This window comes from Caballeronia choica (genome assembly GCF_001544535.1).
Taxonomy (GTDB): domain Bacteria; phylum Pseudomonadota; class Gammaproteobacteria; order Burkholderiales; family Burkholderiaceae; genus Caballeronia; species Caballeronia choica.
This window is the reverse complement of sequence record NZ_FCON02000110.1, coordinates 1-25704: the sequence shown is the minus strand read 5'-3', so window position 1 is coordinate 25704 and position 25704 is coordinate 1. Positions and strand designations below refer to the sequence as shown.

20 protein-coding genes and 5 pseudogenes are annotated in these 25704 nt (G+C 59.4%); 9 read left to right on the top strand and 16 right to left on the bottom strand.

The window, feature by feature from the left end:
- Together AWB68_RS49790 and AWB68_RS31730 are read left to right on the top strand one after the other, a co-directional pair.
- Positions 1-365 (top strand): annotated as a pseudogene (locus AWB68_RS49790) (aminotransferase-like domain-containing protein); the annotation flags it as partial.
- 416 nt (positions 366-781) lie between these two features.
- On the top strand, positions 782-1033 hold the full coding sequence (locus AWB68_RS31730) for a Cif family virulence factor (protein WP_235028594.1): 252 nt from the start codon (positions 782-784) through the stop codon (positions 1031-1033).
- Positions 1034-1383: 350 nt separating this feature from the next.
- On the opposite strand, the gene AWB68_RS51150 is transcribed toward AWB68_RS31730, so the two are convergent.
- The 7 genes from AWB68_RS51150 to AWB68_RS31685 form a co-directional block, all read right to left on the bottom strand.
- Positions 1384-1788 carry a transposase gene (locus AWB68_RS51150; RefSeq protein ID WP_327383715.1) on the bottom strand — a complete coding sequence of 135 codons (405 nt, stop codon included), beginning with the start codon at positions 1786-1788 and terminating at the stop codon, positions 1384-1386.
- Between the two features lie 441 nt (positions 1789-2229).
- On the bottom strand, positions 2230-2655 hold the full coding sequence (locus AWB68_RS31715; RefSeq protein WP_087648265.1) for an organic hydroperoxide resistance protein: 426 nt from the start codon (positions 2653-2655) through the stop codon (positions 2230-2232).
- Positions 2656-2828: 173 nt separating this feature from the next.
- Positions 2829-4541 carry a thiamine pyrophosphate-dependent enzyme gene (locus tag AWB68_RS31710; protein ID WP_087648264.1) on the bottom strand — a complete coding sequence of 571 codons (1713 nt, stop codon included), beginning with the start codon at positions 4539-4541 and terminating at the stop codon, positions 2829-2831.
- 336 nt (positions 4542-4877) lie between these two features.
- Positions 4878-6386: a CoA transferase gene (locus AWB68_RS31700; RefSeq protein WP_087648262.1), complete on the bottom strand. Its 1509-nt coding sequence runs from the start codon at positions 6384-6386 to the stop codon at positions 4878-4880.
- A gap of 91 nt (positions 6387-6477) precedes the next feature.
- The gene (locus tag AWB68_RS31695; protein ID WP_087648261.1) at positions 6478-7425 is read right to left on the bottom strand and encodes a 3-hydroxyacyl-CoA dehydrogenase NAD-binding domain-containing protein; all 948 of its coding nucleotides are present in this window, start codon (positions 7423-7425) and stop codon (positions 6478-6480) included.
- Positions 7426-7446: 21 nt separating this feature from the next.
- Positions 7447-8361, bottom strand: a complete 915-nt coding sequence (locus AWB68_RS31690; RefSeq protein ID WP_087648260.1) for a 3-hydroxyacyl-CoA dehydrogenase — start codon at positions 8359-8361, stop codon at positions 7447-7449.
- A gap of 762 nt (positions 8362-9123) precedes the next feature.
- The gene (locus AWB68_RS31685) at positions 9124-9528 is read right to left on the bottom strand and encodes a hypothetical protein (protein ID WP_125483104.1); all 405 of its coding nucleotides are present in this window, start codon (positions 9526-9528) and stop codon (positions 9124-9126) included.
- 273 nt (positions 9529-9801) lie between these two features.
- Here AWB68_RS31685 and AWB68_RS31680 point away from each other — a divergent pair, with 273 nt between their 5' ends.
- The 3 genes from AWB68_RS31680 (at position 9802) to AWB68_RS31670 (ending at position 12843) form a co-directional block, all read left to right on the top strand.
- Entirely contained in the window at positions 9802-10344 is a 543-nt protein-coding gene (locus AWB68_RS31680) for a hypothetical protein (protein ID WP_087648258.1), read from the top strand.
- Positions 10345-10349: 5 nt separating this feature from the next.
- Positions 10350-11783, top strand: a complete 1434-nt coding sequence (locus AWB68_RS31675) for an FUSC family protein (RefSeq protein ID WP_087648257.1) — start codon at positions 10350-10352, stop codon at positions 11781-11783.
- A gap of 115 nt (positions 11784-11898) precedes the next feature.
- Positions 11899-12843: a hypothetical protein gene (locus AWB68_RS31670; protein ID WP_125483103.1), complete on the top strand. Its 945-nt coding sequence runs from the start codon at positions 11899-11901 to the stop codon at positions 12841-12843.
- Positions 12844-13311: 468 nt separating this feature from the next.
- Here the strand turns inward: AWB68_RS31670 and AWB68_RS31665 are convergent.
- From AWB68_RS31665 to AWB68_RS31645, 5 genes and pseudogenes are all read right to left on the bottom strand, one after another.
- Positions 13312-13518, bottom strand: a pseudogene (locus AWB68_RS31665) (DUF1326 domain-containing protein); the annotation flags it as partial.
- Positions 13519-13656: 138 nt separating this feature from the next.
- Positions 13657-14514 carry an EamA family transporter gene (locus AWB68_RS31660; RefSeq protein WP_235028593.1) on the bottom strand — a complete coding sequence of 286 codons (858 nt, stop codon included), beginning with the start codon at positions 14512-14514 and terminating at the stop codon, positions 13657-13659.
- A gap of 339 nt (positions 14515-14853) precedes the next feature.
- Positions 14854-15228, bottom strand: coding sequence for an alpha/beta fold hydrolase (locus AWB68_RS31655; protein WP_235028592.1), 375 nt, complete (start codon positions 15226-15228; stop codon positions 14854-14856).
- A 186-nt stretch (positions 15229-15414) separates the two neighbouring features.
- A complete protein-coding gene (locus tag AWB68_RS31650) occupies positions 15415-16200 on the bottom strand; it encodes a methyltransferase domain-containing protein (protein WP_087648254.1) in 786 nt (261 codons plus the stop codon).
- A gap of 30 nt (positions 16201-16230) precedes the next feature.
- A complete protein-coding gene (locus tag AWB68_RS31645) occupies positions 16231-17193 on the bottom strand; it encodes a hypothetical protein (protein WP_087648268.1) in 963 nt (320 codons plus the stop codon).
- Between the two features lie 480 nt (positions 17194-17673).
- Here AWB68_RS31645 and AWB68_RS31640 point away from each other — a divergent pair, with 480 nt between their 5' ends.
- Positions 17674-18702 (top strand): AraC family transcriptional regulator, encoded by a 1029-nt coding sequence (locus AWB68_RS31640; RefSeq protein ID WP_087648253.1) that lies wholly within the window; start codon positions 17674-17676, stop codon positions 18700-18702.
- 501 nt (positions 18703-19203) lie between these two features.
- Here AWB68_RS31640 and AWB68_RS31635 read toward each other — a convergent pair.
- From AWB68_RS31635 to AWB68_RS31620, 3 genes are all read right to left on the bottom strand, one after another.
- Positions 19204-20283, bottom strand: a complete 1080-nt coding sequence (locus AWB68_RS31635) for a lipase family protein (RefSeq protein ID WP_160110099.1) — start codon at positions 20281-20283, stop codon at positions 19204-19206.
- 285 nt (positions 20284-20568) lie between these two features.
- On the bottom strand, positions 20569-21792 hold the full coding sequence (locus AWB68_RS31630; protein ID WP_200828847.1) for a PDDEXK family nuclease: 1224 nt from the start codon (positions 21790-21792) through the stop codon (positions 20569-20571).
- A gap of 497 nt (positions 21793-22289) precedes the next feature.
- Positions 22290-23501 carry a M91 family zinc metallopeptidase gene (locus AWB68_RS31620; protein ID WP_087648250.1) on the bottom strand — a complete coding sequence of 404 codons (1212 nt, stop codon included), beginning with the start codon at positions 23499-23501 and terminating at the stop codon, positions 22290-22292.
- A 369-nt stretch (positions 23502-23870) separates the two neighbouring features.
- On the opposite strand from AWB68_RS31620, the pseudogene AWB68_RS47050 reads away from it, so the two are divergent.
- A pseudogene (locus AWB68_RS47050) lies at positions 23871-23945 on the top strand (IS6 family transposase); the annotation flags it as partial.
- On the opposite strand, the pseudogene AWB68_RS51580 reads toward AWB68_RS47050, so the two are convergent.
- Positions 23940-24068: pseudogene (locus AWB68_RS51580) on the bottom strand (hypothetical protein); the annotation flags it as partial. The pseudogenes AWB68_RS47050 and AWB68_RS51580 sit on opposite strands and share 6 nt — an antisense overlap.
- Before the next feature lie 77 nt (positions 24069-24145).
- Between AWB68_RS51580 and AWB68_RS31610 the strand changes: the two are divergent.
- A pseudogene (locus tag AWB68_RS31610) lies at positions 24146-24271 on the top strand (ATP-binding protein); the annotation flags it as partial.
- A gap of 105 nt (positions 24272-24376) precedes the next feature.
- Entirely contained in the window at positions 24377-25534 is a 1158-nt protein-coding gene (locus tag AWB68_RS31605) for a PI-PLC domain-containing protein (protein ID WP_087648249.1), read from the top strand.
- The last annotated feature ends 170 nt before the right edge of the window (positions 25535-25704 follow it).

The window sequence follows — 25704 nt, the reverse complement described above, 5'->3', positions numbered from 1 at the left end:
AGCCTCTGCAGCCCCGTCTTGCCCCAGGTCGCACTCGCCGACTACCTGGAGAGCGGCGCCTACGATTCGCACCTGCGCGGCATTCGCCGCGGACGATCGAGGCAAGCTTCCCCGCCGACACGAAAGTCAGCCGGCCAGCAGGCGGCTTTGTCCTGTGGCTGGAACTGCCGCGACGCTTCGATTCGCGAGCGCTCTTTGACGAGGCGCTCGAGCAGGGCATTTGCTTCGCCCCCGGCGACGTCTTTTCCGCGAGCCGGCGCTTTCGCAATTGCATGCGCTTGAGCGCCGGGCATGCCTGGGACGACCGTATGGAAGATGGAGTCCGGCGGTTGGGCCGGCTGGCACGGGCGCTGCTCGCCCCCTAACTAAGCGGCGTTGATGAATGGATAGATGTGTGGGCAAAAGCCCGATTGCTACAGACCGAAACTCAAAAGCCGGTCACGCCGGCTCTTGATCCAGAGCTGACCGGTCTAACGGTATCGAACCGGTTCCCTTCAGACGTCGCCCGCGTATGGCGAGTCCAAGTCAGGATTGTCAACGATTCTCGTCGGTTGCCAAAGGTTCTCTTCCGACCGGTTGCACCCACTGAGCCATGTTGCACAAAGCTGCCACTGGAGCAGCGCGCGTGTCTTCAAACGGCGGCTATCGGCGAGTTGACCGAACGCGTGCTACCGGCCATGAGCCGACATTCCGTCGTGGGACAAAATTTGCTTTTGCCGCCCGACAGCAAGCGCCGAATGTGGACGTCGGTGTCCCAATGTAGACATTTGTGAGAATCCACATGATTCAAATGAGACATCCCGAAGGCGCGCTCTACGCATTTCAGACCGCTTGGAACAGCCGCAACATGGAGTCCCTCGGAGCATTGTTCCACGAGGATGCGACATTCGTGAGCCGGTTCGTGCGCTACGTGCGCGGCGTCGAGGGGATTATCAAGCTACATGCGCCCATCCACGCAACCATCTACAGCGATTCCACCAACTGGTTGCGAGTTTCGACGGAGATTTTACAGAGAGCGCTGGAACAAGCCTGAGGCGCCAATCGATGTCGGGTACGGCACGCTGAAGATGCGAATGTATGTTTCGTTTTGCGAAGATGACGTTATCAGCAAGTCGAGCACGATAGCGACGCTGAGCCAAGCGCCGACGATGTTACGCCAAGTCTGACACCCGCGTGGGCGAAAAGCACCGAAGCGGGGCTGCAAGCAGCACTTTGATCCGGCGATCCTCGAGGAGCGCTTCAGGACCATCGAAAGCGTCTTTGTCTGAGAAGATAAGTTCCGCCGTCTACTGCTGCGCTTCGAGCGCATTAGCGACGTGCACTACGCGCTAAAGACACTCGCCTACGATGATCAATCTGCGGCACTACTGCCCGAGACTGATCTCAATCGGGGATGTTCGGGGTCATGCCGCGATTGAAGATCGCTCGGCGGTTGTCCCGGCAATCGTAGCCGCCATCCAGACTGACGGTGGAACCTCGCAGGTCTGGGCCGATGGCGCGAGCCATGTCGGCGATCCTGGGCAGCGCGTGGCGCAATAGCGGTGATTCGTTTCGGTTGCCCGGGGCCGTCACGAACGGCGCGATGATGTTGCAATGGCGATCGCAGAAGGCGACCGCCTTGCAGCCCTTGAGATGTTTGTGTCCGCTAACCCGAGGTTGTCGCCGCCTTTCTTCGCTGCAGTCGTCGTGCCGTCGCCGTGAATGACGGAAAGCTTGAGCAGCTCGTCCTGATGCAGTCGATGTACCGTGCCCGAAAAGATTCGCGCGATGCTGCCATCGGCCTGCCAGCGCCGCATCGACCGTTAGATACGCGTGTGGTGGATTTCGGGGCGCCCTTTGTCATTGCTGTCGATCGGCAGCATCATCCACTGACACCCCATATAAAGCGCCTTCAGGATGCATTTGAAGATCTTGTGCAACGACAGCGTCGGCGGCGGACCGCGTCGGCCACGACGCCTTTTGGTCACCGCTCCAGATTCCGAAGCCATCAAGCGCCAACGGGCACTCAGCTCGGACCCTTGGGATGGCTATTGGCGCACGCGACAAGGTATTACCGTCGCGATGCGCCGTGCCCTAGATTTGCCCAAACCACTTGAGGAGAAACGCGACCATGGCGCCGCGAATCCTTGCAAAAAGCCAGCAAACAGAACGATTGCAGCGGATATGTGCCGCTTCGGGCGACACTGCATCCGCTGCTTGCACTTGACCAAGCGTGTGATGACGCGCGGATCAGACCAGCGTTAGCTTGACGTCGATGTTGTTGCGCGTCGTGTTTGAATAAGGACAGACGACGTGCGCCTTGTCGATCAGAGTTTGCGCCTCTGCGCGGTCCATGCCCGGCAGCGCGATTTTTAGTTCGACTTCAATGCCGAAGCCATTGGGGATCCGGCCAATCCCGACACTGCCGGCGATGGCCACATCCTTCGGCAAGGCAATCTTGTCGCGCGCGCTGACGGTCCTCAGCGCGCCGATGAAGCACGCGCTATATCCCGCAGCGAAGAGTTGTTCGGGGTTCGTACCGTCGCCGCCTCCGCCGCCGAGTTCCTTCGGCGTGGTCAGCCTAAGATCGAGGTGGCTCTCGGGATCCGTCGCACGTCCGTCGCGCCCGCCGGTGACGTGCGCATGAGCACGATATAAGACTTTTTCAATTGTCATTCTGGATTCCTTCGCGTATCAGGGTGGTCGCAGGAAGTGGTTTTAATCCACGCGTTCGCCGGGTGGCCAACTCAACTCCCCACGCGTGGGATCAAATTGATGTGGCGGAAAGTAGCCCCACCGTCGAGACTGCGTCGGCGCAACGCTTGCTTTCCGCAGGCTAATGCGCCAGTTCAAAGGAAGTTTTCACGCACCATTTCCAGCACATCCGCCCCGCGGCCGTTAAGTACGGCGCGAACCGAGTACAGCGCCATGCCTATCGCAGGCTTTGCTTCAAAGAAGGGCGGTTTGACCAGTTCCAGCGGGTTGACAACGACGTTAAGAAGCGCGGGGCCGGGTTGGGAGAGCCACTCTTGCACGGCCGTTGGAAGCTCAGAGGCGTTTCGAACCGTTTTCCCCCAAAGGCCGATCGCGTCGGCCACTTTGCCGAAGTCGGGATTCTTCAGGCGCGTGAACGTGTCGAGCATGCCCTCAGACTTTTGTTCGATCTCCACAAAGCCCAGCTTGCTGTTGTCGAACACGACGATCTTGATCGGCAAGTCTTCCTGGATCGTGGTGAGGAGTTCGCCGAAGAGCATGGAAAGGCCACCGTCTCCGCACATGGCGATCACCTGACGGTCGGGACACGCCTTTTGTAGTCCCAATGCACTCGGGAGGGCGGTCGCCATGGTGCCGTGCAGGAGGCTACCGAAGATCTGGCGTTTGCCGTTGACCTCGAGCAGGCGAATTGCCCACACCACCGGCGTGCCATCGTCCGCGCAAAAGAGCGCATCGGCGGCGGCATATTGGTTGATCACCGACGCCAGATATGAGCCGGGGATGGTGTCGTTGTGTCCGGGTACGAGATGCTTTCTTGCCGATGCCATGGTCTCGGCGTATCGCTTGACGTATTTCTCCTGGAACGAAGCGTCGTCCTTGCGCTCCAGGTGCGGCAGCAACGCCTGCAGCGTAGGTTGAATGTCGCCGACTGCGCCCAGGGTGACATGATGTCGCCGCCCCAAATGCGTCGGGTCGATGTCGATCTGAATAATCCTGGCCTCGTCGGGATAGAACTGGCGCCACGCAAAATCGGCACCCAGCAACAACAGAGTGTCGCATTCGAGCACGGCGTTGTAGCCGGCTTCGTTCCCCAGGATGCCCGTCATACCAATGTTGTAGGGATTGTCCGGCTCGAGAAAGCACTTTCCGCGAGAGGTGTGGGCGACCGGTGCCTTGAGCCGGCCAGCCACCGCCATGATTTCGTCGAGTGCCCCCTCGCAGCCGGATCCCGCATAAATTGCGATCTTTTTGCCGGCGTTGAGCGTCCGCGCGATCGCCTCGATCTCCGCATCGCTCGGCCGGATGATCGGGCGACTATGATGAACGCGATAAGGAAAATCTTCTTTCACTTCGCCGTGCGACACGTCGACCGGCACGATCAGCACTGCGACGCCTCGCCTGGCCAAGGCGGCCTGGCAAGCCATCACCGCTTTTTTCCTGGCCTGTTCGGGTGTCAGGATCATTTCGCAGAATACGGAGCACTCCTTAAAGATCGACTTGAAGTCCACCTCCTGTATGAACTCAAAACCCATCTCACTCATCGCCACCTGACTTGCGATCAGGACGACAGGAGCGCGATTACGATTGGCCTCATACAATCCGTTGATGAAGTGCAAGCTGCCTGGACCGCAGCTACCCGCACACGCCGTCAGGTTACTCGTGTACAGCGCCTCAGTGCCCGCCGCAAAGGCCCCCGCTTCTTCATGACGAACGCTGACCCATTCAATGGAGCTGCGCTCCAGGTTCTCAGCAAACAGATTTAGCGTGTCGCCCACGATGCCGTAGCAGCGCATTACGCCCGCTTGTTCGAGAACTTCGACAATGATTTCTGCAACCTTCTTGCCCATGTACGTCTCCGAAACGTGAGGTGATAAAGAGAGAGAAAGCCCTAGTGATGAATTCGCGTAGCCTTGGTCGGTAGGGCGGCCGTTACCTGCACCGCGCCTGCCGTCAGGCGGCCGTGCACGAGCCTGCGTCCGGCATGATCGAACGTGAGCGCCGCGCATTTCAGCGCGCTGACGATGACATTGTCCGGCTGTCCGTGTGCATCGGCCGCCCGTTTCAGTCGCAATCGGAGACGGTGGAGGCGGAGTGGCGTCCTATGATTGCAGGAAGCTGACCAACATCAACGGTCACGCCGTCGCGCTCCTGGCCGATTTCGCAGAAGTGCAGGTCGGACACCCTCACCGCGTCAGCCATTCGGGCTTGCTCGAGCCTCGTGGCACGAGCACCGTCCTGAAGGACCCGGGAGTCTTCGACAAGACGACCTGGTCGGTCATGCCCTGATACGTGCCCAGCGGGGTCTCTGCCGTGAACAGATCGGGAGCGACGTAGGCGTGCTCGTCGGAAGATCCGGCGGTCACCCGGGCATAGTCCCTGTCGAAGATGCCGAGCGAGAACAACCACAGCACGGTTCGGGTCAGAGAAACGGTGACTCGATAGCTGCCACCCTCGATCGCACGGCGGCGCAGCGCCGCGAGTACGCCGACCGTGCCGAGCCAGCCCACCACGTTATCGACAATCGGGATGATCGGCGGCGATTTCGGACGCGCGAGTGTACCTTCGACGGCGAACAGCCCCGAGACGGCCGCGCCGATTTCATCGAATCCCGGACGATACTTCCAGGGGCCCGTGGCGCCGTGAAGCAGGACGCTGGCATGGATCAGCCCAGGCTTCCTGCCGCAGAGTTCCTCGGCCTCGAGACCATGGCGTTCCAGATAGCCCGGACGCTTGTTCGCGAAGAAGACATCGGCATCCTTCAGCAGGAGATCGAATTTCGCGCGATCCTCCTCCGTGTAGTCCAGGATCGTCGAGCGCATTCCGACCTGAGTGTCCCACGCGAACGCCTCGATCTCGCTGTCGTCGAACGGCCGCCAGATGTTGAGAACATCGGCCCCGTGCAAAGCGAGGTCTCTCCCGATAGCCGCTCCAGCAATCACATGACCCATCCCAAATGCGCGAATGCCGTCCAGCGGACTGACGCCCTCCTTCCTGAAAGGGATCGGCTCGCTTTCGCCGATCTTTTCCACGTTGATCAGTGACATTGTCGAGAGGACCTCGGTGTACTGAAGCTCCTTGCGGAATTCCTCGAAAGTGCGCACCTTCGCGATGACGATCCCGGCTTCCGCCGCCGCATTCTCCAGGTCGTCCGCGCGCCATTGCAGAATGGCGTTGCGCACGGCTTCCGGGCTGGAGTTGCACCGGAGCAGGCTGAGTTCGCGGGCAGCCAGCTTGGGGTAGATGTTCAGCGGCACGACGTGCCGTCCGTCGCGGGTCTCGCGAAAGAGATTCGTATCGATTCTGAGGGCCGGAGGACGTCCATTGATCGTCTCCCATTTCAGATCGAAGAACCCGGCGAAGCGTCGCAACGCCTTACGAACGTCCACTTCGATGTCCTGTTCCTCACCGCTGCGCAGTCGCCATAACGCAGCGACGCCGACGGCCTTGGCGGCCAGAGCGATCGCGGACAACGAGCCGAACCGGAAGAGCGCGGGAATAATCGGATCCCGGCCGTGGAAAGTGATCTTGCCACCGCTGTCCGCCGTCGATAACCCGACGTCTTTCAGTACGTCATTGAGCGCGCCGTGTAGATCGATATCCGGGCTCTGCGCCGGATTCGCGAGCTTCGATTGAATGATTCGGGTGAGCCGGTCCGGCTCGTTTTCGATTGGAAGATTGGTCGAGTCGTTCATTTGCGAGAATCTATTTCGATTGGGAGTGTCAACTGCCCGCGATCAATCCGCGCGAGCCACGGCCTCGTGTGGAGTGGCCGCATCCGTACCTTTAACGCGCCTTTCCTTTGGTGCGCAGTTCGATGAGGCCGAGCAGCAGCTCGTCGCGCTCGGCCTCCAGTTCCTCGATGGAGCGCGATCCGACTTCGGCATGAACGCCGTCGATGAGCTTCTTCTGCACTTCCGGCGTCAGCTCCGGCGAGCCCAGTTCCTTCCAACCAGCCGTCATCGGGCCGGCGAACTGATGGAAGAAGTGCTCGATGCCGCCCGGGCCGCCGCCAAGGTGATTGAGCATCATGTTGCCCATCAAGCCCCAGCGCAGGCCGGGCCCCCACGAGAGGGCGGTGTCGACGTCGGCGGCGCTCAGCACACCCTCTGACACCAGGTAATAGACCTCGCGCGCCACCGCGAACTGCAGACGGTTGGCGACGTGGCCCCGCAGTTCCTTGTTCAGGCGCACCGCCTGTTTCCCGATCGACGTATAGAACTCCCTGGCGCGCCGGATCGTCTCTTCCGAGGTCTTGGTCCCGCCGACGATCTCGACCAGCGGAATCAGGTGCGGCGGATTGAACGGATGGCCGACGACGCACCGCTCTGGATGCAGCACGGCACCCACCTGGATGCTGCTCATGGGCAGGGTCGACGTGCTCGACGCGATGATCACGTGGGGGGGCAGCAGCTCATCGAGCTGCCGATAGAGATCCTGCTTGAATTCGAGCCGCTCGGGGCCGTTTTCCTGGACGAGGTCCACATCCGTGAGCGCTTGTGCGAGCACGGGCGTAAACGTCAGGTTCGCTTGCGACGCGCCGGGCGCAAGGCCCAATCTCTTGAGCGCCGGCCAGGCGGACTCCACGAACTCCCTGAGCTGGGCTTCGGCATTCGGGGCGATGTCCGTCGCAACGACCTTCAGCCCCTTGGCGAGAAACAGCGCGGTCCAGCTGGCACCGATCACGCCGGTGCCGATGATGGCGATGCGGCGAATGGGCTTGGTATCAGTCATGTCATGTCTCCAATGCGTGGGTCAGACTTCGGCATAGACGATGCCGGTGAGGTTGCCTTGGGCGAAGAGGAAGTTGCGCGGGTTTCTTCCATCGAGATCGGCGGAGTAAACCGAGCCGCCCAGGTCCGTGACGAACATCCGATTACCGGGAATGTCGAGTGCGATGCCGATTCCCTCCATCAGGTGCGTAACGAGGATTTCAGACGTCGCCGGTCCATCGATCGGCGTGCGATTGACGGAGTTGCCGCGCGGAGGATCGCCACGATCGGTCCAGTAGAGGACACGCTTCGCGAGGTCAAGTTCGAGGTCGATGGGCTCCGGCAACCGGTCGAACAGCACTTCGATGTCGGAGCGGTTTGCCGGACCTTCGCCCTGCGGGATGTCGATATTGGCGCGGAAGATGCGGCCCAGGCCGGCGTTGTCCGGGCCTTTTTGCGTCCAGTAGAGCTTCTTGTGCTTCGGATCGGTCGTGATTCCGACGCACCACCGGGTCTGGTCGAGCCGGTCCTGGGCGCCATGCCCGGCCGTGACCAGCGTTTCGACTTGAGAGCCGTCGAGGTTGGCGCGCATCACGCGCATGCCTTCTCGATCGCACCAATAGAGCTTGCCACCTGCCTTATCGAGATGAATCTGCTTCGGCGTGTGCGTGACGCCTTGCGGGATGATGACCACGCGGTTCTTGCCGTCGAGGTCGGCGCGCTCGATCGAGCCGTCATCGGGGCCGATCGAACCCATGTTGGTCCAGTAGATATGACCGGCATCCACGTCCACGACGATACCGTCGGGGAGGCGGCAATGCGCGACGATCGTCTTGAGGTCGGATCCGTCGGGATTGATCGAGTGAATGCGGCCACCGCTCAGTTCGAGGAAAAACAATCGGCCGGAGCGAGTCGCGTCCGCGGAAACATTCGTTCCGCTAGTTCGGGGCGAGGTCATAGTGTGTCCTTTCGTATCATTGCCGTTCGAAGAGAGACTGGATGTCGGGCGCGACTGTGTACCGTCGGGTATGGGTATCGTTTGCCATCGCGATGGGATCGGAGAACCGGCGCTCAGCACTCAAAGCTTCCGCCGTCTGGCGCGCGCTGTGTCACGGCGCCTTGCACGGGGCCGCGAGCGTTACGCCGGAAACCGGGACCGTGCGACCCCCTTCTTATGTCGCAACGAGCAGGAGCACCTCGTCGATCTCGGCTTGTTGGAAATGTGAACCGACTCTCATCCTCGGCGCAAAAAAGAACCTTCCCACCGGACCCGGTGGCAAGGAAACAGACATTTGCGCGTTTGAGACCAAGCCTTCTCTCTCGGACGAGTTGCTGAATCGATTGCCGTGAATTACCCGATAGGACATTTAGCGGGCCCGCGGTCACATCAAGTCCGCAGGGCAATTACGAAGCCGCAGGATCTGAATTGAACGGTTCATAGTGCCCAGTTACTGAGGTTAGTCGACAGGGCAAAGAACAGCTATTACATGAATCTGGAATTGGCCTCGTGTCCCGTACCCGTTAGAGGCATGTTGTTGCATGAATGACCGTTTGACTTTTGAAACCGGCCATCGCTGGCACGAAGTCTCGTAGGTCCGATTCGGGTCGAAAGTGTGAGTTGGCTGCCGATCCAGAAACTTTCGCCCCGCCGGACTCGACGCGGTCACCGTCGGCAATCCGCCAGACTGCTGACGTAGAAAGGAGTCTGGCCGAAGGTCGGCTATGGCCGAAGTGCTCGCCTTGCTCGTGAGGAAAGGCTGGCCACCATCTTCCGTTCAGCCGAAAAGGCTGCAGTTTTCTTGGCGGCGAATGTGGTCTCCGATTGCAGTGCATCTTCGACGAGCATCGCCACGTGATGCAAGGCGAACTGTTCGCCGAGGTAGATCGCCCGGCGTCCGGCATTCTCGATGTGCACGTGGCGACCCTTATCGACGCGCGCAACAATGGCCGCTTCGATGCCGGAGCCAAGCATTGCCGATGAGCCGGCTTCCGCCAGACGCCGCGCCTCACAGCGCAGGTTCAGTTCCTGTGAGATGGGCTCGACGGCGAATTGTTCGATCGCGACCGTCTGCTTTTTGCTTCGGCCGGCACACAGCAACCGCCACAGGCGTTTCCATAGACGCATGATTGGTCTTTGTTCTCTTTATATTAGACCGCCCGACGCGAGAAGCCGTCGAACTCCCGTAGTAAGAGCCGAGCTTATCGAAGCATCCCTTTACAACGATGATCGGTTCCCAACACTCGAGCGAAATTCTTCGATGGTTTTGATAACTCCCGCACAATTGTCTTACCCCTCGGCCGTTGCCATGGAATTCGCGCCAAGAACTTCAGGGTTGCTCCATCGTCGATCTAAGCGCAATGGGCGTTAGTCCAGGTCCACCGGCTCGTCGCGCAGCGTGTGCCCGGGGGCTACCTGCTCTCGGTGTTCGTACTCGGCGAAGACTACAAGTCGTCGCCGAAAGCGATTTTCAGCGAGTGCAATCCCGGCGACGGAGCCGACGCAAGCGAATATACGGCGAACAAGGCGCACCTGAAGAAGCGATTCGAAACGAGCTTCCGCGAACCGATGCTCGCGCTCGCCGATCAGTTGCAGACGACGAAGTCCGCAAAGTATTCGCCCATCTTCGAAATGCTCAAGATGACCTCGATCAACGGATTTCGAAAGGAAGATGTCAAGGGTCCGCGCAAGTTGATAATCGTATCCGACATGCTGCACAACACGCCCGAGTTTTCGATGTATCGCGAAACGCCTGAATTCGCGTCGTTTCATGAGTCCGACTACGGCCGGAAGATGAGCACGAATCTCAACGGCGTCGATGTCGAACTCGACTATCTGATCAACACGCCGCGCCTTCAAACGCGCCGCAACCTGAAGTTCTGGGAAGGTTATTTCGCTTCGGCCGGTGCGCGCATCGTCGCCGTCACACCACTGGAGGGCTGATCACGATGGACCGTCTCACCGCCGTGCGCGCGCGAAATTTGTTCGCCGTTGCGCTTCTGTTCAAGCTCGTGTCGTCTACGCTGGGCTGGTATCTACATTCGCCATGGATCCTCGGGCTCGCAGTTCCGATCGCCATCATGCTGATCTACATTCTGATCGGTGTGATCAGCCCTGATCCGGCGCTGACACCCGAGAAATTTGCCGACAGTTGCTATTACCTTGGCTTCATCTTCACTATCACGTCGATCATCTTCAGTCTGTTCGATCTGCCCAACATTGGCACGCAGATGTCCGCCATCGCTGTCCGCTTCGGCGCCGCCATGACGAGCACGGTGCTCGGACTCGCCGTGCGTGTCGTGCTCGTCAGCTTTCGGCTGGACATGGACGATGCGATGAAGCTCGCCGAAAACAAGGTCGTCGATGCCACGTATCAGCTTCGAGACCAATTGACGATCGTGTTGGAGAAGCTTCGGGTCTTCGAGCGGCAAGTGGACGATACGACGACACAATCCGTCGCCCGCGTCGCGTCCGGCATCGAAGACTTATCGAAATCGTATGGCACGAAGTTGTCAGAATTTTTCGAGCAACTCACCGATGCGCACACGAAGGCCTTCGCACAATCGCAAGAAGACCTACAGGAAGCGAGTGGCAGGCTCACGCGTCTCTTCGACAACTATTCGCTCGGTATGCTGCAGAACATTCAGGGCATAGAAGACCGAGTGGTGCAGTTCGCGGATGCCGTACAAGCACGCCTCGAACGCACGACATTTCCCGATGACTACTTTGCCAAGGGCCTCGCCGAACCCGTGAAGCAGCTCGGAGATGCGGCAGAGAGTGTCGGACAACGGATCGCGGCGGTATCGGGCCAGCTTGATCTCGCTCTCGAATCGACACGCGGCGTTCTCGTTTCCGTGAAATCGCTCAGCGGCGAAACGCAGTCCTCCGCCGCCGTGCTCGCGCAATTGACGCGCACGCAGCAAAGCATGCTGGACGTGTCGAAGATGCACATTGCCACGCTCAACGCCACGCAACAGGGCCTGTCCGCGTTGCATGCGAATGTCGGCGAGCACAAGGACGCGACCTCGGCCGCCATACGGATGCTCGCCGAACATGCAACGCGCTTGGAACGAGTCGTCGCCGCGCTTCAGGCTGTCGATCAGTCCATCGGACTAGCGGCGCGCGACTGGAAGGTGGAACGGGAGGCGCTCAAGGTCGCATCCACGAGCGCGGCAGAGCACGCCATAATCGCGACGACGGAGCTAGTGAATGGGCTCGTGCGCGAGGTCCAGAGTCTCGTCGGGCAACTGTCGGAGCTTGGGCGAAGCCCGGCGGCGCACGTTCCGGAAGCGCCGGGGCGACACATTGCGGTGGGCGGCGTGGCGCGGGCGAACGGACACGCGCCGGAGATCACGCTGCTCAACGGCGCGGCTTCCGCCTGAGCGACCCGGAGAGATCGCCGTGCGCGCCAAATCCGATCAGATCTTCCAGTTGTCGCTGACGGAGATCGCATTCACACTCGCCTTCATCCTGATGCTGTTGCTTGGCTATATGCTCGTGCAGGCGGACGAGCATGCAGCGAAACTGCAGCTTTCGCTGGATCGATCCCGGCAACTCGACATGCACCGCAAAGCCTTCGATGAAGCACGCAGGAAACTGAGCGAGGCGCTGTCCAGATCGGGCATTAGCCCTGACGAGGTGATCACCTCGCTCGTCGCCGAATCGAAACTGATCAACGAACGCGAAGCGCTGAAACGACGAGTCGGCGATCTCGACAAGGAGCTGAGCGCGCTGACCGAACTGAAGAAGACCCTCGATGCGGTACAGGACAAGGCTGCCGTCAGCGAAAACTCGCACCAGGCTGTGACCGACGCACTTGCGTTGAAGGCGACACTCGAAAAGCAGATCGGCGACAAAGATATCGCCGCCGAGGCCGAAGCCGGCGTCGCGCTCAAGAAAGAAGTCGAGAAGCAGCTTCAAGAGCAGATGGGCGAGTCTTACGCATCAGGCGAGGAGCAGACGCTCGCCCGGGATCTCGTAGCGGCGCGAAAGGAAATGATGGGCGCGTCTAGCAGTGGCGGCGTGATTCGCGTGACGAAGGAGAATGCGGATCTTCGGGGCCAAGTCGCGTTTCTCAAAGCGAGGCTCGACGCGCGCGGCGGACGCGACTATCCGCCTTGCTGGGCCGATGAGCAGACGGGAAAGGTCGAGTTCCTGTTCACCATCGAGATCGGTACAGACGGTTTGCGGGTAATGCCTGCGTGGCCGGAAAAGCGCCAGCCCGATGCGATGGCTTTGCCAGGGGCGTCGCGCTTTAAGGAGCCGAAGGCGGTGTCGCTGGCACAGTTTTCATCTGAGATGCAAGGAATCAATCGCATCAGCAAAGAAAAGAACTGTCGGCATTACGTGTACGTCAAGAACCGGGTAACCGACCTCGGTTTGTTCAATCGCTCGCGATACACCGTCGAAAACTTCTTCTACAAGCTCGAATTGCGAGGCTGATCTTATTTCGTCGTTGTTAATCGTAAGCTCGACGTTTTGGCTGCACCGAGGCGACTGCGCGACTGGCTACCATCGATCGATGGCGCAACAGAGCCGCTCGTCTGTCCTGTTCCGTTTTGGTCAGCTTTTTGCGCTACAACGGTCGTCGACGGTGCGTTGACCCAGCGTCCGCAAAGGCCGAAATGTACCCGTAGGTTGTCGGGCAGGTTTCTGATGCGGACCAACCACCCGGGAAGGCCTCGCCGGATCTGTGAGAGGCAACACCCGGCCGGTCCGGGTATAAACGTCGCGCAAACCAGGCCAAAGCGGGCGTCGACGCCGGGTAGCACAATCTAACTCCCATCATCACTGTGGGAGTCTGTCATGAAGACCGAACAAACCCGTCCGGCATGGAACAAAGGCAAGCTGGTCGGCCAGAAGCCACCGCTGCGGCCCAAAGCATTCGTCGACGAAAATGATCACCCGTCAGTTGCCTTGCAAGACGTTGCCGGGGATGAGGCAGGTAAGCGCAATCGTCAGTCCCGATACATCCACGTCGGCCACCGCCCCCTTGTCATAGTGATACGCGACTGTCGACCTGTACGTGCCGTTGTCGGGATCCTCGCCGATCCAGCGCGGGCAAAGCACCTTGCACTCGCAGACTTCCAGTAAGCGTCCCTCCAGACTGTAGCTCATGATGACAATCGCCTGGACATGATCGGTACCAGACTTTAAATATATGCACCCCGTCCCCACTCGGGAGGCACGCAATAAAAGAAAACCCTATGCCGTCGGCACAGCGTCTTGCGAGGCGGGCAGGCTTGCCGTGCTTTTTTACGCCCGCCTGTCGTGCCGCGTTTCCAAACGCACTACAACGAGGCCAATTCCTCCGAGGATTGCTGCCGACGCGAGCACGATTCGGAGCGTCAGGCTCTCCCCAAGAAACACGGCTGCGCCGAGCGTAGCGATGACCGGCACGCACAACTGCACCGTGGCCGCATTGCCGGCTTTCAGCGCGGGCAACGCCGCGTACCAGATGGCGTAGCCAATGCCGGAGGCCACCGCGCCGGAAGCCGCGGCGTACCAGAAACCGGCGCAATCGATCGAAGCGCGTGCGGACATGGCGGCGCTGAGCGCGGCGGAAAGAGGGAGTGCGCGCAGGAAATTACCGGCCGTCACCGCAGTGGGATTTCCCGCGCCCTTGCCGCGCAACGAATAGATGCCCCAAGCGACGCCGGCGCCGAGCATTAGGACAGCGCCTCCGGGAGGTGGCGCGGAGAGACCGGGAAGCAGCAGCCCGGCAAGGCCCGCCAACGCGCATGCCAATCCGATCCATTGCCGGCTTGCGAAGCGTTCGCCTGTCCGGATGCCGTACCCGATCATGGTCGTCTGCACGGCGCCGAACAGAAGCAGGGCTCCAGTGGACGCCGGCAGGGTCAGGTATGCAAACGAGAATGCGGCAGCATAGGCGAACAACGCCAGCGCCGACAGCCAGTTGCCGGCGCCGCCCAGCCTGCCGCCCCGGAGCCACACTAGCAGCGAGAGCGCGAGGGCGCCCGACGCGATGCGGACCGACGTAAAACTCGCTGCATCGATCTCGGTGCCCTTGAGGGCCAGGCGGCATAGCAACGAATTCGCTGCAAAAGCCACCATTGCAAGCAGCGTCAGGAGAGTGACACGCACGGGCGACACCGAAAAACCCTCCAAAAAAGCCTGACCCTTCCGCCAGTATCCGGCCGATGCGTTGCTAGCACGAGGATGATCGTGCTGGGGCGATCCCGAGTCGACGGTCGGAGCGGCGCCTGATAATGTCCAGAATGGTGGCACTGAATGCCGAGCTGATCGGCCGTAGCCGTTCGAGCAGATTTGCTTCAGGAAACTCGGACCGGGTTTGATGTTAGTGGTTTGACGCACTGCGCCTAAGAGCCGCCCTGCGTTGCAAAGCCGAGGCTTGCATGAGGATCAAGTCGGCGAACAGACGGCCATAGCGGCGCCCATGCGCCGTGGCCGCCCCAGTAGTCTACAAACGACCTAGCCGCGCCAACGTACTCGCCCGTGCATACCGCTTCGGCGGTTTTCGTAGCAATCGCAAGGATCTCGGCGAGCGCGGCAGCGCCGTGGGCGCCGATCGCTTTCAGAAGGTGAAAGGTAGAGGGTAAGGCTCGCGATACGATGCGGCCGCTCCACGGCCGCATGCAGGGCGACGCCGCCGCCATAAGAGTGGCCGACGAGGTGCACTGTGCAACTGGCCCGATCGATTATGTTGATCGTTCTCGCCGCCTCGTCCGCCAGGATAAAGGCGTGCACACCACTCTGTGGGCCCGAACTGTCGCAGCCGTAGTGCTCGGGTGCGACGAGTTCATAACTCGAGTCGAGCGCACTGCCGAGCTGCCGAGCTGCCGCCATTGTCCGGCACTCCCACCCGAACAATGCAGTGCAATCACAGGCGCGAGAATAGCCGTCGTTGGGTTGCGGATCTGCATGTCCATCATCGGCTCCAATCAAATCGCAAATTCCTTTGTTGCGGATCTTTGGACGTCGCGGGACCTTCAGACGACGCAATCTTATTCGGACCGCCACCAAGTCCCGGTCCTACTTGAACGCCAAAAAGTTGACTGCCTGGACGTGCAGGTCGCCCGCAACCTTTGCTTGCGCGGTGGTATCGCGAAAGCAATCGAAGCGCTCCGTGATCCGCGGTCCGCGAAAGCCGAACGCCTGTGCAATCTCGGCGAGTTCAGGCTCCGGCAGCGCGCCGGCGATGCATGCCGCCCACAGGTCGGGATTGCTGCGCACTTCATTCTTCAGTTCCCGCTGAACCACGACGTCGGCCATATACAGCCGGCCGCCCGGACGGAGCACGCGATGAATCTCGGCGAACACCCGGGACTTGTCGGGCGCGAGGTTGACGACGCCGTTTGAAATCACGACGTCGACGCTCTCGTCATTGATTGGCAGTTGCTCGAACAAACCGGCGCGGATGGTGACAATCGCGCCTAGTCCGGCTTCTGCAGCCGCGCTGCTTGCGACCTCCCGCATTGCCGGCGTCATGTCGACTCCAAAAGCATGGCCGGCGGGTCCGACCCGACGAGCGGCCAGCAGGAGGTCCATGCCAGCGCCGCACGCGTGGTCCAGAACGGTCTCGCCTGGATGGATCGGACCGATGCGCAACGGGTTGCCAACACCGGCGAAGCAAGCGGTGCACTGAGCCGGTAGCGACGCCAGTTCGTCGGCGTCATAGTGAAGGTAGTCGGCCGCATAACGCGGTCCCCGATGAAAGTGAAACTCGCCGGTGGGGTCGCGTGCGACGCGATCGTAGGTCGCAAGGACCTGCGTGCGCAAGGCAGCAACGTCGAATCCGGCGGGAGATGCGATTGCCATGATGTGGAACTCCGTGGTTTCGGTTGTCGGTCAGCCCATGATTGGCGCCAGCGCGGCGCCAATCCGAAGGGCTTGCGCTGGTGAGATCATCGCGTTGAGCGTTTCGCCGAAGCGCGGAATCTGCACGCCCGACACGATGTATTGGAAGCGATACGCAGCAAGAACGGTCGTCGTCACGGTTTCGATCTCGATGTCCGTAAAGGGACGGTCGCAAAGGCCGATGAAGTAGCGCGTGTCTGCCGCCGACTGGTCTTGCAGGATTTCATCAACTGCACCTACCAGGGCAATGAGATCGTCCACGGCCTCATCGCGCGCTTGCGGCGTAAGTTTCGCGTTTTCACGTAGCCATTCCAGTTCATCGAGAATCGCGTGCTGCGATTCCTCTTTCCAGTGAAACAGGAACACCTCCTTGAAGAGCCGCGAAAGCTCGATGTCCGGTTCGATGCTGGCCCGGTAGTGGGCTTGCGTGAACAGTTCGATGAGGCAGGTCAAAGCGAGCACGGACCACGTTGATTTGCCCAGTACGACCGATGCGACGTCATCGGGGCGCGGTTCGAACGTATACCCTGCGGGCATCCCGGCGCCGATCATGGTCTCGATGCGGCGAAACAACTCCTGGTGCTTAAGTTCTTCGTCGGTGAAGCGAACCAGCGCCTCAAGTGCGATCTGGTTACCAAGCCAGTGGTCGCGGCTCACGTCGAGCATCTTGGCTCCGATGAAGCGCTCGACCAAACCGAAGATATTCGCGTACGAACGGCCCTGGATCTGCGACAGCAGGCGCTGCTCGATGACGTCCAGGAATGGCAGCCGATCTACGAACGACAAGCCGTCAGGCAGGAATTTTTTCGTGAAATCGAATTCGCGATGACGAAGCACGTCGCGATCAATGTCCCACCGGATACGCTTGGACACTTCCACGCACCTGGCATAGCGTGCGGCATCGACGTACGGTTGTGAGAAAGGTGTCTGAACGTCAGCAGCGGCATGCCGCATCCTGAGCGCGGCGAGATCCGTATCGGGCAAAGAAGATGATGTGACCGTGGGCATGACTGCTCTCCTGAAAGATTGCGGCTGGTTTCGCTTTTAAAAGCGTGGTCGAGGTACTTCTGAAGGTTGCAGACGTCGGAGGATGCACGCCCCGGTGAATTTGCATTGCTCCTCGACGTCCGTGCCGCTCGATCTCATGGCGCTTCGGTGTAGGTACGCAAAACCAGTGGGCAATCGTCGACGGCATGAAGCGCGATATCGCCTTGCAGCATCGCCAACCCGTTTGGAGCAGACACATACAAATAGTCCGTCGCTTGTCCGATGCACGACGAACGTTGCTGCTCACTGGCTCCGCTGCTTCATCCGAATCTTCTTGCGAGTGTTGGCCTTCAGGCACGGTGCTAGTATCCCGACGGTAGGCGCGACATTGAATAGCCGGGCGTCCAGCTTTCTTGTGCGCGACCCCAACATTGCGCGAACCCCGCCATGGATGCCCTCTCCGATGTCTTGCGCATCATCCAGTTGATCGGGGCTGTTCACCTCGATGGCATCTTCTCGGCGCCCTGGTGCGTTATCGGGCAGGCTGATTCGGCGCTTTGTTCGGCATACTTGCCCCCTTCCGAGCGCGTCGTCTCGTTCCATCTCCTGACAGAAGGAAGGTGCTTTGCGATGCTGCCCGGCGATCCGGCGAGCCTGGTGCAGGCGGAGGCAGGAGACGTTATCGTGGTGCCGCAGGGCGAGACTCACGTGTTGGGCAGTTCCATCGATCTGGTGCCCGAGGTCCTGGCGCCGCTACTTGCGAACCAGGTCGAGACGAATCCGGGTGAAGTCATGACACTCACGCACGGCGGTGGGGGCGAGGTCACTCGCATGGTGTGCGGCTTTCTCGCGCCGCAGGACAATTCACGAAATCCGTTGCTTTGCGCGCTGCCGAGACTGTTCAAGGTGAGCATGCGCGGATCCGGCGCGTCGTGGCTCGAATCGTCGCTGCGGTTTGCAACCGAGGAGGCAGCCTCGGCGCAGGCGGGCAGCGCCACGGTGCTGGCCAAGCTTGCGGAGTTGGTCTTCGTCGAGGCGGTGCGTCGCTACGTCGGCACGATGGCCGATGATCGCAAGGGCTGGTTGGCGGGACTGCGCGACCGCTTTGTGGCGCGTGCACTCGCGCTGATGCATTCGCGGCCGGTGTATGCCTGGACCGTTGATGCTCTCGCACGCGAAGTGGGCATCTCGCGTTCCGGGCTGGCACAGCGTTTTACCGAACTGGTCGGGCTACCGCCGATGCAATATCTCGCCTTGTGGCGCTTGCAGCTTGCCGCGCGGCAGCTGCGTTTAACGGATTCCTCGCTGGCGTCGATCGCCGAGGGTGCCGGCTACGAATCGGAAGCCTCATTCAATCGCGCGTTCAAGCGGGAGTTCGGTGAGCCGCCAGCGACATGGCGCAGGAACATGGTTGGCGCCGGGACTCGAGACAAGGACCGCGAGAGTGGCGCAGTGGACGGTCGTGCCTCGGAGTGACGGTCGGCAAACGACGACGGGACTACGGATCTAGGTGAACGGTGATTCCTCACACGGGCTTAAGGCCTGGGGCCCAACCGCGAGGTCACGTGCCGCGCAATTCGCGATAACCGACCGTCATCCGACCTCTCCGGCCGTGGTGGGCGGGCGACGCCAAAGGCAGCTTCCGAGGTCCAGCGGGGATTCGTGCGTCGGCGCCAGCCGGCAAGTGCTCGGCCAATGCGGCCGTTGGTCCACCGACATAACAGCGTCAGGTGAGGACCCCATTGCCGTCGTTCAGTGGCCGGCTGAATTTGTCGATCGTGAATGGCCGCTGTCGGGGAAATCGAATGTCCGTTGACGACCCACTGCTGCCGGTCGCCATCTTTCGAACGGTACGGCGCATTTCGAATGTACAGCGGTCATTCAGGCGTGTTGTTTTGTTGAGTTTGTCACGTCGCCCACTCTGAAGGCAATCTCCCAAATGCGAAACAGTCGACGCCAATTCTTTTCATCCGCTTTTTAATTTTTCGACTCGTTACGTTGGTCGGTTCCAGACTTGTTATCGTGAACCATACCGAGCTGTGGTGGACACAATTGATTTTGCGACTTCAGAGTGTAGCTCACCGGAACAAGCTCCTTGCCGCCTTCGAAGGCGACATACTGCGGAGAAATTTCATATACCAGCGAGTAGTAATTGGGCATTCTATGGCCAAATGCCAATATCTCCTTGTTTTGATTGTTCGTAAGCTCAGTCCTAAGTTGATATACAAAATCGCGCTCAATATCAATTCCCATGGAGTAGTCAAAATATGGCGGCTTTAACAAAAGCAGAACATTCCCGTTGGCTTCATACCCCCCAGTCTTCCAACCAAAAAAATTTGGAGGTGGCAAAAAAGGAACTACGTCGTCGCATCGAACGATTCGATATGTCCGCAAATTAAGAACCTGGTATTTACGCGCGCCTTCATTGGTCGTAAATCTTGGTGCACCAAAAGTCACTACCAAGTCAACATTACTTCCTTGTTGGTAAAGATACATTGAAACAACTGCAGCCACAGCCCCACCAAGCGAGTGGCCGTACAATCGAAACGAATAATTATTAAGCTGGTTTGATGTCAAAATAGATTTCAATTTGTTGAAAACTCCAACAGCTATCGATTGAAAACCCGCATGTAGCGGAATGGCAAGTCTGGAATCCTCGATAGCACCAACTTGAAGGTCGCGTAACACGTCATCAAGATTATTTGTTCCTCGAATGGAAATATCAATTGTCTTCGCGTCAGGGTCAACCTTCAACCAAAAAACTGTTTGACGCTGTCCAAAAATAACTCCTTTGCGTGGAACGACGTATTTAGTCCACCCATAAAATTTCGCGTTGTCATCTGTGTACGCAGATAATGAATAGAAAGATGCGGCCACAATATCTTTGCGCACTGCGCGGACCTGGGCCATGCGGAACATAACATTCGGAATGGGAAGATTCTGGATCACAACGGGCGGCGTTCCTTCACTTTGTGACCAGGCACAAATAGATGCAGTGTCAACGACGATTGATACCGCCGCGAGTAAAGGCAGCGCTGCGTAATAAAAATGTCGCATTGCCCGTCTCCGACCAAGAGATCTTACTTTAGTCGAAATTTTGTGCGACATGGGCCGCTTTGTTCTCGGGGACATTGTCGCACCGCCGCGCCAAATCGCGACGCGGATCGCGGAGATTGACGTACTTTCTGGCCGCCTCAGTCCGGCCGCGCGCCCAGAAGGCCCAGTTCAAGGACTTTGTGAAGCACGCGAAGAAGGAAAGCCGACCGACACCAGGTCGCGGATTTTAGAGTTCTAAGCGGATTCTTGTAGCCACAGCCGTCGACTCCAAGCGCCGGCTCACCTCTACTCAGCGTGATGCTCATAGTCGGCTGCTGCGGAGCGAACCCGCGGCCGCAACACATTCACGAAGGTGTTCACACGTTCGGCGAGCCAATCGTAGGCTTGCTCACGGATCTCAGGTTTGTCGAGCCCAGGGACGGTCCGTCGGTCCACAATCAAAGGACGCCCGTCTCTTTCAGTCAGCTCCGCTGTGCCACCAAGTTCGCTTTTCACAGTTGCCCAGTCGTCGGCAATTACTCGCCTCGCATATGCCCCTGCGCCGTTCGCACTCGAAAGCAGTTCTACTCCAATTTCATTCAGCTTGCGGTTTCGGTAGGCGTTTATCCACGATGTGCCACCAGGCGCAGGCATCATAAAGTTGAGGTACCCCTGCCGGGCTGGCCCCGGGACGCGCTGTTCTGGATCGTCCAGTTTCAACCGCTCAAGCAGCCCCTGCCAGAACTGCTGTTGCTCACTGCCGAGCGCGGAGTTCACGTTTGCTGCAAGGTCTGCCGCTTCTTCATCGCTCGGTTCGAGGGTGAAGCCACCCGGTACAGCGACCACAGTGCGCGTAATTAGCGATGTTCGGGCGAGGACACGCGGCACGACCAGCCGGCCGCCATCGGGCAGGGCGAAGATCGGAAGCTCCACCAAGCCAAGGGAAAAGTGGAGTCCGGCATGAGCCTGTAAATAGTCGCCGATCGCCTCGACGCCTTCGCGGATGCCATCGCCGACAATCAGCAGAAGAAAGCGGCCGCGCCGAAGATTGTGCGTCAGCGCGTCGTTGAACAACGTCTCGTCGGTCTCCGGTGTCGTCTCCCTCACCTTCTCAAGGACCGGGTCGCCATCGCATTTCAGCCGCTGCCGCACTGCTCGCTGCAGATCAGAGGACGACCAGCGGCTAAGTTCTTTGGCATAGTCAAGAATCTGCCCAACCACCTCCCGCCGAGCTTGCGGGTTTCGCCAAAGCTTGCATTCCACCAGCACAGGCAATCCGCTCGACGTCACCATGAAGTTATCGATTGGACCCGCGGGTGTAGGGAGTTCCCGACAGATTGCCACTGGATTTGCAAAAATCGGGTCTACCTCGACGATTGGGAGACATTCAGGGTGGAAATGAACATAATTTTGTAAATCCGCCTCGGTTACATCGTTCGCATTACCTTCTCCGGCAATGGAATCCAGTCGAACTGGCTGACCACCCCCAGCGGGAATCAGAAGGGGAGCAAATCTGTGTTTGATCGTCATTAGTTGTCTGCGCAACTGCGTGTCTGTTAAGAGCCGTGGCACTGAGCTTAATCGATCTAGAGTAAAGAGAACAAATGTTGTTTAGGCCGAGATGGTCCCTAAAGGCATTTGGCAATTCTCTAGGTAGACCCGAAGTTCAATGGACTGGTTTGTCTGATAGACGAATAGCTACCATCGGCCGAAGACACCTAGCGCCATTGGCTGTAGCCGACCCAATGTCGCCATTCAGTTCCCCGCGACGCGAGCGGCCGGTCTCAAAGTACAACGGTCGCTCGCTCGTGCGCGACCGCTGATCCTTCACCTACGGACGAAGGCCGCCGCCGCTTCGACGAACGAACTCGTCTGCCAGAACTCAATGCTTACGACCTCCCTAGTGGGTCGGAGCCTGATCGTCTGGACGACGGACGCGAACTCGCGGAGCCACGCGCCGTGCGATTGGTTGAAGCGCTTCGACCTTCGCTTCCGATAAAGATCAGCGAAGCAAGAAGCCTTTTTTATCAATAGACAGGCTCGCAAATGAAGCTGTAACGGCCAAACTGCAAAGTCATCTGCCTGCTGAGCAAAATTTTCTGCCACTGCGTTTCGACGCGGCCAAAAGCGCCGAAGCCGCGAAAGCGTATTTCCCCATCGGTCATCCATTGCGCAATCAAAGTGGCGCGCCCCCCAGCGTCCGTCTTTCCACTGATAATCTTATCCGGCTTACCCGCTGGACGGATATCGTAATCAAAGACCAAAGGGTCATTCGGGCCGCCACCGACAATCTTTATTGAGAATGATATCGGCTGCAGCCGCGAACCTACCTCACCATGCTTAACCGCCGCGTGGTTGCTCCGATTCAAGGTCGATTCTCCATAGTAAGTTCGCAACGGGAGTGCCTTTACGTGACGGAAGCGGTTCTCCGTGAATCGGCATCTGTCATAGGGTGGGAGGCCGACCGTCATCGCCTCCTCCCAATAGTCCTCGATCCCTCCTGGCTGAAAGACGCACCTGCCGGTCACCAATCGCCATCCGTGAATCAGTTCGTGGGCCAAAGCAATCCAGGGTGGGCGATCCATCCAGGCCGCGCGCCTGTTCGCCGCCAGATCCATGCACACGCCAACCGATTTCGGATCCCAAAGGACCTGAGCTCCGGTACCCGGACCCGGCGTGAGGTGGTCCATGATGTGATATGCGATCAAGCAGCGCTGGAGGGAAGACACTTTCCTTCTGCCCGCGTCTTTCTCCAACTGCTTCTGCTCCTCCTTCTTGTGCGCGAGAGGAAGCAAGTTCTGTTTCGATGCATATTGGTACGCTTCCATGTTCCCGCCCTGGGCCTGCGGGGCGTAGAATTTCATAAACTTCTTCACTGCAGGGTGCTGCTCGGTGATCCGGCCGGCACTGGTGAGTTCTTGAACCTTGTCCCACAGGCTCTTGAAACTGAGCAGTTCCTTGTAGCAAGCTGCCGCGCCGGCGATTAGCGAAGCTTCCGTCTGCTTGCACTTATTGCCCACAGGCGGTGTGGCCCTCAAGATCACCAATTCGTGACCCGCGCGTACGATGTCGTCAAGCAAACTCGACCCGACTTCGGTTGAGCGAATTTGCGCCAACGACTCATCGACGTTGCGTCGGAAATTGACCTTTTCTTCGTTGCTGGGGCGACGAACAGTTCCATCTATGAGCTCTGTTTCCGTTCTGAGTGTCATAGCAAACCTCGCGAAGATTTGGTTCATGCACGCAATCAAGCGCCGATCCAGCAACAGATCCACCCTGACAACTCAGCCTCTGCCGCCTTGGGCTGGGGCGGCGGGATCGGCTTGATGCCACACTGCCAGCGGCTTCGGCTCGCTGCATAAGGCGGGTGCGCAATACGCGTCTACAGCAACGTGTGCCGTGCGGTGGGACCGCACAGACTATTCCCCCGGAAGCTGCGATCCGGAGCAGATGCGCAAAAAATGATTGAAACGAGTCGGCGGCAAAAGAGCACACCAACGGAACATCACTACAGTTTGCTGGGGCTTATTGTGATCCGGTGCTTATCAGGCTATCTCAAACGAATCCAAATTCAAGGCGATTTTGACGATCGCGCGTACATAGGCTTCGAGGAAATGATGGCTGAACGCCGCTTTTCGGTCGATCATTCGACCGTGCACCGCTGGGCCGTCAAGCTGCTACCGTCTGGCATCGGGCAGGTTCCGATTGATGAGTCTTCTGAAGGTCACGGAACTCGTGTGAAACGTCGCGGCCGAGGCGGGGACGATCGCGATGCCAAACCCCGCCGAAACGAGATCGATGACACCATAGGTTGAACGCGCCTGAAAACGTACGCTCGGAGTAAACCGGGCTTCATTGCAGAAGTTCTGGTCTCAGCACATGCGGAGACCAGACACTCGCCGACGCGATCCTCGATCGGCTCGTTTACAACGCCCATCGACTCACGCTTGCCGGCGAGCCGATGCGCAAACGCCGAAATGGTTTGACCAGCAAGGAAGTGTCGGAGTAAAAACGCTCAGACCCGCATCGCCGCGGCCGCAGCGTTCGCTTACGCATGGAATGAGCGTTCGGTTTGCGTGGAATACGCACTCTCTCTATCGGAGGTACGACGGCCATGATCACTTACTACGGGTTGGGCGGCGGCAAGCGGCTCTGCGACATCGTTTTCGCCGGCAGCCACGACGCGGGCATCACGGGCGGCGACGCCAACGTCCAGACCCAGGACCTCGACATCTTCAAGCAGGCCCAGGCCGGCGTGCGCCTATTCGACCTGCGGATCGCGGCAACCAAGAGTTCGACTCTTTCCGCCTCGCCGGTGCTGCTGAAGGCCTTCCATGCCGACCCGAAGCTGATGCACCAGAAGGATAAGAAGGACAAGATCGTCTTCGACCTGGGCGGCAGGAAGGCTAACGTCACCACCACCAAGCTGCCGCTGGACGGCGCGTTCGGCATGCGGCTCGTGGACATGCTGAAACAGGCGAAGGAGTTCGTCAAATACGGCAGCGAATTCCTGCTCCTGAAGTTCGACAAATGCACGAACTGGACCATCATCGCGGAGATCTGCGTGCGGGAGCTCGGCAGCGCTCTCTTCACGGGCACGGGCAGCCTCAACGAGAAGACGCTCGACCAGCTGAAGAATCGCGTCGTCGTGCTCTTCACCCCGAAGGGCATCCACGAAGTCGCCGGCCAGGGCTACCTTTCGTCGACCGGGATCTGGGGTTGCGAGCGCCTCGCGGACGGCACCGGCTACAGCAGCGTCTACGACGGCCTGCAATACGTTGGCAAGGGCGGCACGAACGCGTTGAACGGCGACAGCGACATGGGCAAGATCGCGTCCAACATCGAGAAGCAAAGTGAGCTGATGCAGATCGGCGCCCTCAACTCCGACCCCAGGGGGATGGGGATGATGTACTGGACGACCACCGGCCTGAAGCGGAGCATCCGGGAGCGCAACTCGACCATGTGGGGGCCGGACAACCGTCCGACCGCGCTCACCGAGCTGTGGATGGCCGGCTTCGGCGAGGCGATCACATCGCGGCTGCCGACCTACGTCTCGTCGACCGACTACACGAACGGTGTCACGCTGAAGGTCTTCATGCCCAACATCGTCATGATCGATTTCGCCGACATCCACAAGGGCAGGTTCATCTTCGAATTGAACATGAAGGCGAGCACGGAGCTCACTCAGACCGCACGCAAGATCGAGCAGGTGCGCACGCTAGCGCAGGGCCAGGGCGGCGGCCGGCGCCAGCAGCGGCCCCGTCTGTACTGAATTCCACCGGCCCCGGATAGTGGAGACGGGCAACTTCGCGTTCAATTCCTTTCCCAGGTGCGTATTCCGGTGATCGTGACCGACATTTCCGGCATCGTGACCGCTGATTCCGTTTTATCGTGACCGCGGTTTCCGGTTGATCGTGATCGGCAATTCCGGCGATCGTGACC

What these genes read in the sequence shown, in the direction of transcription:
- AWB68_RS31695 (WP_087648261.1), bottom strand. Translation starts at nt 7,425, where the DNA reads ATGACTGATACCAAGCCCATTCGCCGCATCGCCATCATCGGCACCGGC.
- AWB68_RS31700 (WP_087648262.1), bottom strand. Translation starts at nt 6,386, where the DNA reads ATGAACGACTCGACCAATCTTCCAATCGAAAACGAGCCGGACCGGCTC.
- AWB68_RS31650 (WP_087648254.1), bottom strand. Translation starts at nt 16,200, where the DNA reads ATGGCAATCGCATCTCCCGCCGGATTCGACGTTGCTGCCTTGCGCACG.
- AWB68_RS31630 (WP_200828847.1), bottom strand. Translation starts at nt 21,792, where the DNA reads ATGACGATCAAACACAGATTTGCTCCCCTTCTGATTCCCGCTGGGGGT.
- AWB68_RS31685 (WP_125483104.1), bottom strand. Translation starts at nt 9,528, where the DNA reads ATGCGTCTATGGAAACGCCTGTGGCGGTTGCTGTGTGCCGGCCGAAGC.
- AWB68_RS31690 (WP_087648260.1), bottom strand. Translation starts at nt 8,361, where the DNA reads ATGACCTCGCCCCGAACTAGCGGAACGAATGTTTCCGCGGACGCGACT.
- AWB68_RS31675 (WP_087648257.1), top strand. Translation starts at nt 10,350, where the DNA reads ATGGACCGTCTCACCGCCGTGCGCGCGCGAAATTTGTTCGCCGTTGCG.
- AWB68_RS31635 (WP_160110099.1), bottom strand. Translation starts at nt 20,283, where the DNA reads ATGCGACATTTTTATTACGCAGCGCTGCCTTTACTCGCGGCGGTATCA.
- AWB68_RS31710 (WP_087648264.1), bottom strand. Translation starts at nt 4,541, where the DNA reads ATGGGCAAGAAGGTTGCAGAAATCATTGTCGAAGTTCTCGAACAAGCG.
- AWB68_RS31640 (WP_087648253.1), top strand. Translation starts at nt 17,674, where the DNA reads ATGGATGCCCTCTCCGATGTCTTGCGCATCATCCAGTTGATCGGGGCT.
- AWB68_RS31715 (WP_087648265.1), bottom strand. Translation starts at nt 2,655, where the DNA reads ATGACAATTGAAAAAGTCTTATATCGTGCTCATGCGCACGTCACCGGC.
- AWB68_RS31620 (WP_087648250.1), bottom strand. Translation starts at nt 23,501, where the DNA reads ATGAACCAAATCTTCGCGAGGTTTGCTATGACACTCAGAACGGAAACA.
- AWB68_RS31645 (WP_087648268.1), bottom strand. Translation starts at nt 17,193, where the DNA reads ATGCGGCATGCCGCTGCTGACGTTCAGACACCTTTCTCACAACCGTAC.
- AWB68_RS31730 (WP_235028594.1), top strand. Translation starts at nt 782, where the DNA reads ATGATTCAAATGAGACATCCCGAAGGCGCGCTCTACGCATTTCAGACC.
- AWB68_RS31655 (WP_235028592.1), bottom strand. Translation starts at nt 15,228, where the DNA reads ATGGCGGCAGCTCGGCAGCTCGGCAGTGCGCTCGACTCGAGTTATGAA.
- AWB68_RS31605 (WP_087648249.1), top strand. Translation starts at nt 24,377, where the DNA reads ATGATCACTTACTACGGGTTGGGCGGCGGCAAGCGGCTCTGCGACATC.